Source organism: Streptomyces niveus (assembly GCF_001723055.1).
Taxonomy (GTDB): Bacteria; Actinomycetota; Actinomycetes; order Streptomycetales; family Streptomycetaceae; genus Streptomyces; species Streptomyces niveus.
Genome location: NZ_MDCR01000255.1, coordinates 1 through 7,616, shown reverse-complemented (window position 1 = coordinate 7,616; position 7,616 = coordinate 1). Strand labels below are relative to the sequence as shown.

Genomic DNA, 7,616 nt, shown 5'->3' with positions numbered 1-7,616 from the left:
AGCCAGGCCCAGGCGCCCAAGTGGGATCTGTTCTGGCAGGTGAGGACCAGCTACGACAACGCGAGGATCCTTCCTCAGCCGCTCGTCCTGGAGGGGCTGGTCATCGTCGGGGAGTACGGCGTGCAGGCCCTGGATCCGCGGACGGGCGAGCCCAGGTGGGACGACCCCGACGTGTACTTCATGCGCCGGACGGCCACCGACGGCAAGCGGATCTACGCCGCCGATTACACCCTCGACGAGAACGAGCCGCTCACCGTCGCCACGGTCGACGCGGCGACGGGGACGATCGGCGATCGGGTCGCCGAGTTCAAGGACCTGCGAGCGATCCTCGACGGCACCCAACTGCTCTGCGCCACCGACGACACCGTCTATCTCACCGGCGGCCGGGGACCTCACCCGAAGTCCGGCTTCAGCGCTCAGCAGACCTGGTTCCTGCTGGGCGCCGACATCCGTTCCGGCAGGAAGCTCTGGCAGGTCCCGCTGCCCGCCAGGCCCGACAAGTCCGAGCGGCTGCACTTCCTTTCCGGCCGTGTCGAGGGTGAGTATCTGGTACTCGTCCAGCAGTCGGCGGACGGCGAGCCGCGCCTCGTCGTACACGACGCGACGACGGGGGAAGCCCTCTGGGACCGGCCGCTCGACAACGACCAACCACTCTTCGGCCAGGCCCATTTGGCGGTCGACGCCAAGCATGTCTACCCCTCGTCGGGTGAACTGGCCGCCCTCCGCCTGGCCGACGGCAAGGAAGCCTGGCGCTTCGAGGGCAGCGCGCCGGGGGCGCGCTTCGGGCCGCCCGCCGTCAAGGACGGTGTGGTGTACGCGGTGGAGGAGGGCCGCGGCATGGTCGCGCTCGACGCAGCCGACGGCACGCCGCGCTGGGCGGAGAAGAGGCGCGCGGTCACGGCCGGCGATCTCGATGCGCCGCCTGTGATCGGCATCGCGTACGTGTACAGCAAGGCCGCCACGGGGCTGGTGGCCGCGGACCTGCGCACCGGCGCCGCGGCCCGCCCGTTCAAGGCGTCCGGGGCGCGGTACTTCGCGCATGAATCCGCCCGGCGGCTGATCGCCGTGGGTGACTCGTACACCGCCGCGTACCCACTCGCGTGAGCGGCGGACAGCAAGCGTCAAGCAGCAAGCCCACAGAAAGCGGCACCGGCATGAAGCCCCTGGAATCCGGAGACCCGATCCGACTGGGTCCCTACCGCGTCCTCGCGGTGCTGGGCGAAGGAGGCATGGGCAAGGTCTACGTCGGCCAGGACGCCGAGGGCCGCCCGGCCGCCGTGAAGGTGCTCCACCCGCATCTGGCGCACGATCAGAATCTGACCCAACGGTTCGTGCGCGAGGCGCAGATGGCCCGCGCCGTCACCGGCGCCTCCGTGGCCCGGGTGCTGGACGCCAGGACGGAGGGCGGGCGCCCCTGGATAGCCAGCGAGTTCCTGACCGGGCCGACGCTGGACGACGCCGTACGCGACCACGGCCCGCTCGACGAACCGACGGTACGGGCCCTCGCCACGGCACTGGCCGTCGCGCTGCGCGACATCCACGCCGCGGGCCTCGTGCACCGGGACCTCAAGCCCGCGAACATCGTGCTCACCGCGTCGGGCCCGCGCGTCATCGACTTCGGCATCGCCCGCCCCGAACACGGCCTCACGCTCACCACCACCGGCCAGGTCCCGGTCACCCCCGGCTACGGCGCGCCCGAGCAGGTCCTCGGGCAGCGCGTCGGCCCGCTCGCCGACGTCTTCTCGCTGGGGGCCGTCCTGGTGTACGCGGCGAGCCGGCAGCGCGCGTACGAGGGAGCGCATGTCGCGGCCGTGCAGTACGAGGTCGTGCACGGCGCGCCCCGGCTGGACCGCGTACCGCCGTCGCTCCAGCCGCTGATCGGCCCCTGCCTGGCCAAGGACCCGGCGGCGCGCCCCGTACCGGAGCAGCTGGCGCGGGCCTTCGACCCGCCCCGGGGCGCCGAACGGGCCTGGCGCGGCGGCCCGATCGCCCAGGAGATCTCGACCCGCGAGCACCACCTGCACCGGCTGACGACCCTGCCGGGCGAGCCGGCCGGGCCGCGCTCCCTCTCCCGCCGACGGCTGCTCACGGGCGTCGCGATCGGCGGGTCCGTACTCGCCGTCGGCGGCGGCGCCGCGTGGTGGAACCGGCGGGCGGACGGGCCCTTCGACATCCCGCCGGCCGTGGCGACCCCCAAGGCCCGGGTCCTGGACGCGAAGAAGGGCGACTACGTACTCGGCGAGGCCCCCGATCCGCTCTGGAGCGTCACATCGGCGCTCGCCAAGGACACACCGGCGCCCCTCCCCGTACGCGACGTGATCGTCGTCGGCGCGGCCAAGGGCGGCATCGCGGCGCGCGACGTCGTGGACGGCTCACCGCGCTGGTCGGCGCCGGAGGCGGTGGCGGAGCGGCGGTATCTGTCGCTCTCCGACGAGTTGGTGGCGGCCGTCGACGCAAGTGGCGGCCTGCTGACGTTCGTCGCGTCCACCGGCGCCCCCAAGTGGACGGCGCCCGCCGAAGCGGCCTCGCTCCTCGCGGCGGACGACGAGGCGGTCTATCTGATCACCGAGGACGGTCGCCTGCGGGCCGTGGGCCGCGGCGACGCCAAGATCCGCTGGACGGCCCGGGTCGACGCGGACCTCGGTACGAAGGCCGCGTCACGCGGACTGGCGGCGCACGGTGTGCTGGTCGTCGCCACGGCGGACGGCGGCGTCGTCGCCGTCGACGCGAGCAACGGCCGTACGGTGTGGGAACTGCGCGGCCAGTCCGCGCGGGGCCGGGCCAAACTCGCCCTGTCGGGACGCATCTTGTGCGTGACGGGCAAGCGCCTGTCCGCCGTCGACCTCACCGGCGGCCGGCGGCTCTGGGCCGCGAAGAATCCCGAACCCCCGGACAAATCCGAGGTGTTCTGGGGCCCGCCGACCATTCACGGCAAGCACGTGTACGCCTCCGTGCTCCAGTTCCCGCTCCGTTACGACCTGCGGGACGGAAAGCCGAGCGACTGGGCGTACTCGGGCCTGCTCGAATGCGACCCGCCCAGCCCGCTCGTCGTGCAGGGGGGCGGCTTCTGGTCGGTGGCCGTCGACAAGACGCAGGGCGGCGTCAACGTCGTCGACCTGTCCTCGCAGGGGCGGCCGTCGTGGGTGTTCCGGATCATCAGGAACCCGGACGCCTACTGGCTGGAGGCCGACGCGAACCGCGTGTTCGTGCTGGACGGCACGACGCTCACCGCCCTGCCGGTGTTCTAGCCGGTCTCGTGCGGATCAGACCGGATCGGGCCGGATCAGGCCGGATCAGGCCGGATCAGGCCGGTTGCCACGGCGCAGGGCTCGGGCGCACAGACCGATGACGGTGGCGTTGACGAGCGCCCCGAACACGACGGAGGCGACGATCGCCAGGGTGCTGTCCGGCAGCGCGAGCATCACCAGGCTGAACGGGGCGGTGGCGAGCGCGGGGATGACGCCCGCCATGGACTCACCGGTGTCGTCGGTGACGGTCACCACGAGCGCCCAGATCATGAGGGCGGCGCAGACGGCGAGGTAGCCGAGGGCGAAGACGTCGCTGAGCGCGTGGCGCAGCCGATGGGCAAGGGAAGTGGACACGGCGGGGCGCTCCTTGATGGTTGAGGTCGGGCGGCTCAGGTGGTTCGGACCGGTCACGCCGCTCACGCGCCGGGCGGGTTCGGGCGGGCGAGGCCGAGGTCGTACGCGAGGATCGTGGCCTGTACCCGGTCGCGGAGTTCGAGTTTGCGCAGCAGCGCGTTCACATGAGACTTGACGGTGCCGACGGTGATGCCGAGTTCGGCGGCGATCTCCATGTTGTTGAGTCCGGCCGCGACCAGGGTGAGGACGAACCGCTCACGCCCGGTCAGGCCGTCCAGCTCACGCACACCGACGCCCGCCTGGATCCCGGCGCCCGCTCCGGACGCGTAGTGGCCGATCAGCCGACGGGTCGCGGACGGCGCGAGGACGCTCTCGCCGGCGGCCACCACCCGGATGCCGCTGAGCAGTTCGGCGGGCTGTACGTCCTTCAGGAGGAAGCCGGAGGCGCCGGCGCGCAGCGCGTCGAAGACGTACGCGTCGAGGTCGAAGGTGGTCAGGACCAGGACGCGGGGCGCGTCCGGCCGGGCGGTGATGATCCGGGTGGCGGCGATGCCGTCGAGTCCGGGCATCCGGACGTCCATGACGATCAGATCGGGTGCCAGCTCTTCGGCGAGACGTACGGCGGTGGCCCCGTCGGCGCCCTCGCCGACGACCGTCATGTCGTCCTCGGCGTCGATCACGGCGGCGAAGCCCGCCCGTACGACGCCCTGGTCGTCCACGACCAGCACTCTGAGGCTCATCGCTCCCCCTGCGCATCGTCCTCGACCGCTACGGCGGGAGTGGCCGGTCCGTCCGGCGCGAGTGGCAGCCGGAGGCGTACCGGGCCCGGCGGGTCGGTGGCCAGGGTGCCCCCGAGCGCGGCGACCCGGGCCGCCAGCCGCTCCCGTACAACAGGCCGGGCGGCGCGGGGCACCCCGGTGGCCGCGAGCGTCAGCGTATTCCCGCCCGCGCCCCGTTCGAGGTCGAGTTCAAGCATCGCGGGCTCCTCGCCGCCGGCCGAAAGGACCGTCTCGGCGACGTGGTAGGCGGTCAGGTCCACCGTGGTGGGCAGCCTCTCCGGTACGCGGTCGGTCAACCGTATCTCCACGTCACGGCCGGTCGCCCGGCACTGGTGGGCGAGCAGATCGAGGGCCTGGAGGGTGGGCTGCGGGCGCAGTTCGGGCCCCGTCTCGCCCTGCCGGACCGTGTCGAGCAGGGCGCGCATCGCGGCCAGGGCCTCGCGGGCCCGGTCGGCGGTGGCGTCGAGCCGGCCCGCCTCCGCCTCCGTGACCATGTCGGCGGTGCGCGAGAGCACGGTGGTCTCCAGACCGGCGGCGATCCGGCGGCGCTCGGCCCACGCGTCCCGGACGGCCTCCCCGGTCCAGGCGGCGAGGCGTTCCTCCTGGTCACCCCGGGCGGCCTGGTCGCGCCGCCCGCGCAGGGCGCCGCCCCACAGGGCCGCGCCGACCGCCAGGGACGCCCCGGCGACCGCGCACCCGGCGACGGCCCAGCCGGGCACGGTCGTGCCCCGGTCCAGGACGGCGGCGGTGACGGCGACCGCGTGCACGGCGACGGCGGCGACGGCGTAACCCCACCGACGGCCTTCCGTACGGGCACGGGAGGCGTCCACCGCGAGCGCCGCACACGTGACGATCATGCTCAGCGCGGGCGGCAGGAGCACCGGACCCGCGTACTGACCCGCCGCCATCGCCACCGGCCAGAGCGGGGCCAGGGCGCACAGGACACCGAGGGCGACGCGCGGCGCCCGGCGCAGCCGGAGCAGCGCGAGCCCCTGCGCCGCCGCCAGCAGCGCGAACAGCACTCCCGCGGACACCTGCGACCCGGTCGACGCCGCCGCGCTCTCCGACCGGATGACCAGCGTCGGGAGCAGCGGCTGAAGACAGAGACCGACGGCGGCCACCACCTGCGCCGAGCGGTAGCCGCGGGTGACGGACCGCTCGACGGGAGCGGCGGTACGGCCGGGCAGGACCGCGCGTACCTCCCAACCGCCCTCCGGCGTCGGCCCGCTGGACAGCGTGCCGCCCGCCTCCCGGGCCCGGGACCGCAGAAAGCCCTGGCCGCGCCCCGAGCCGAGGCCGGCGCCGTGCGCGACCGCGCCCTTCGGCGGGGCGGCGCTCGTGACCACGACATCGGTACGGGTGTCGCCGTACCGGCAGAGCACCGTCGTGTGCGCACCGGCCGCGTGCCGGGCGACGTTGGTCAGCGCCTCACGGACGATCCCGTACGCCGCGTCCGCGACGGCGCCGTCCGGCAGCGGGTCGATCTCGCAGTCCACCCGCTGGTCCAGCCTGCGGAACCCGACGACCAGCTCCCTCAGCCGTTCCTCCGGCGACGGCACGTCCTCCCGCGAGGGTGCGGGCGCCCGTACGGCGCCGAGCGCCCGGGTGACCTCGCGGCCGGTCTCGGCCGCGAACTCCAGTGCCTCGTCGGCCAGTTCGGGCCGCCGCTCCCGGAGCCCGAGCGCCGCTCCGGCGGTGACGACCACGGCCGTCAGATGGTGGGCGCTGACGTCGTGCAGTTCCCGCTCCATCCGGCGCCGCTCGACGGCCGGCAGCCGGTGGCGCTCGGCCTCGGCCCGCTTCAGGACCCGTTCGGCCGTCCGCCGTGCGCGTCGCCGCCGCCGTACCAGCAGCCCGGCGCCGCAGGCGGCGACGTACAGCAGAACGGTCAGGACGACGTCGAGCCCGTCGCGGTCGCTGAGCCCGTGCAGGCTGAGGCCGTGCAGCGACTGCCAGGCGGCGAGCGCCACGACGCAGAGCACGGCGGTGAAGGTGTCGCGGTCGGTCGCGACGGTGAACAGGGCGAGCGCGACCCCGGCCGTCCCCAGCACGGCGACGGCCCCGGCGGGCGTCGGCCCTGCGCCCAGCGCGCAGACGAGCGCGACCAGCACGAGAACCCCGACCGGCCGGGCCCGCCGCAGCGCCAGCCCGGCCCCGACCAGCCCGGCGACCAGGGCCACCACCAGAAGATCGACCGACCGCGGCGCATCACCGCGCAGGAGGACGGCCCCGGGCCACACCGCGGCCTGGGCACATATCAGCAGGACCGGAATCAGCCGGTCGTCGGATCGATTCATAACGAGATCCAGGCTATGGCCCGGCCCGAGCCCCCCAACTCCCGCTGAAGGCGGAATCGGCTCTCTTACCTGGGTTGCAGACAGGGGAAGGAACTCCGCCCCACGAGGTGAACTCATGGTGTCCCGCGTGCGTTGTGGCGGTGACCAGTGGGACTCGTACGTGATCGAAGCGGAAGGTGCTCTCATGACCGACACGACTGAGCGGGACCAGGCTCTGCGAAGCGCCGAGGAGGGCGGCTCCCTCGCGCCGAGCACCGATGAGACACCTCCGACCAAGCTGGAGACACGCCTGGAGACGTTCGAGATGGGCGCCCTCACCGTCGCCATGGGTCTGACCGCCACCGCGTACGGGATGCAGCACAGCACTCCGCGCGCGATCGGCCTGGTCGCGCTCTCGGCGCGCCAGGCGGGAAAGGCGGTGAAGGACGGCTACAAGGAACGCGGGGCAGCCGTGGAACCCGCGGTCAACGTCATCGGCACAGCCCTGTGGGCGGCCGGATTCGCGGTCGACGACCGCGGCCTGAAGACCGGCGGCCCGGCCCTCAACTCCTTCGCACACCTCGCCGCCGCGGGAATGCAGTACCACCAGGGCAAGGCGGAGTGGAAGAGAACACTGATCGACATGGTCGAGCAGGGCGCCTTCGCCGTCGTCGGCGGCACGGGGAGCCCCGCGGCCGGTTCGGTGGCGTTCGGCAGCGCGGCGCTGGGCTTCCTCGTCGACGCCAAGGACGACAAGGGCCTCCTGGGCCACGCGGTCGGCGCCGCCATGCTGGCAGCGGGAGCCGGACTGAAGTACTCGCCGCTCCAGAGCTCGGGCGCCGGCGTGGTGGGAGCGGCGGAGATCGGCCGCCTCCTCTACCCCGCCATCGAGAACTACCTGAAGAAACGTTCCCCCAGCGTCCCGCTGCTCGAACTCCCCACCACCCCGTCCCCCACGG

Annotated in this window: 6 protein-coding genes; 3 read left to right on the top strand and 3 right to left on the bottom strand. The window is 73.6% G+C overall.

Annotation, left to right across the window (positions count from 1 at the left end; all coding sequences use genetic code 11):
• Nucleotides 1–1,104 (top strand): outer membrane protein assembly factor BamB family protein (locus tag BHU15_RS26340; RefSeq protein WP_171908451.1); only part of this gene is annotated, 1,104 nt, incomplete at its 5' end.
• Nucleotides 1,105–1,154: 50 nt separating this feature from the next.
• Nucleotides 1,155–3,248, top strand: coding sequence for a serine/threonine-protein kinase (locus BHU15_RS26335; RefSeq protein ID WP_069629453.1), 2,094 nt, complete (start codon nt 1,155–1,157; stop codon nt 3,246–3,248).
• Between the two features lie 45 nt (nt 3,249–3,293).
• Here BHU15_RS26335 and BHU15_RS26330 read toward each other — a convergent pair whose 3' ends face one another.
• From BHU15_RS26330 to BHU15_RS26320, 3 genes are all read right to left on the bottom strand, one after another.
• Complete coding sequence (locus BHU15_RS26330; protein WP_069629454.1) at nt 3,294–3,602, bottom strand: SCO4225 family membrane protein; 309 nt, start codon at nt 3,600–3,602, stop codon at nt 3,294–3,296.
• 62 nt (nt 3,603–3,664) lie between these two features.
• Nucleotides 3,665–4,342, bottom strand: a complete 678-nt coding sequence (locus BHU15_RS26325; RefSeq protein ID WP_069629452.1) for a response regulator — start codon at nt 4,340–4,342, stop codon at nt 3,665–3,667.
• The gene (locus BHU15_RS26320) at nt 4,339–6,678 is read right to left on the bottom strand and encodes a sensor histidine kinase (RefSeq protein ID WP_069629451.1); all 2,340 of its coding nucleotides are present in this window, start codon (nt 6,676–6,678) and stop codon (nt 4,339–4,341) included. The genes BHU15_RS26325 and BHU15_RS26320 overlap by 4 nt, the downstream gene beginning before the upstream one ends.
• 184 nt (nt 6,679–6,862) lie before the next feature.
• On the opposite strand from BHU15_RS26320, the gene BHU15_RS26315 reads away from it, so the two are divergent.
• Nucleotides 6,863–7,616, top strand: a 754-nt coding sequence (locus BHU15_RS26315; RefSeq protein ID WP_218028080.1) for a hypothetical protein, incomplete at its 3' end; no start/stop codon positions are given.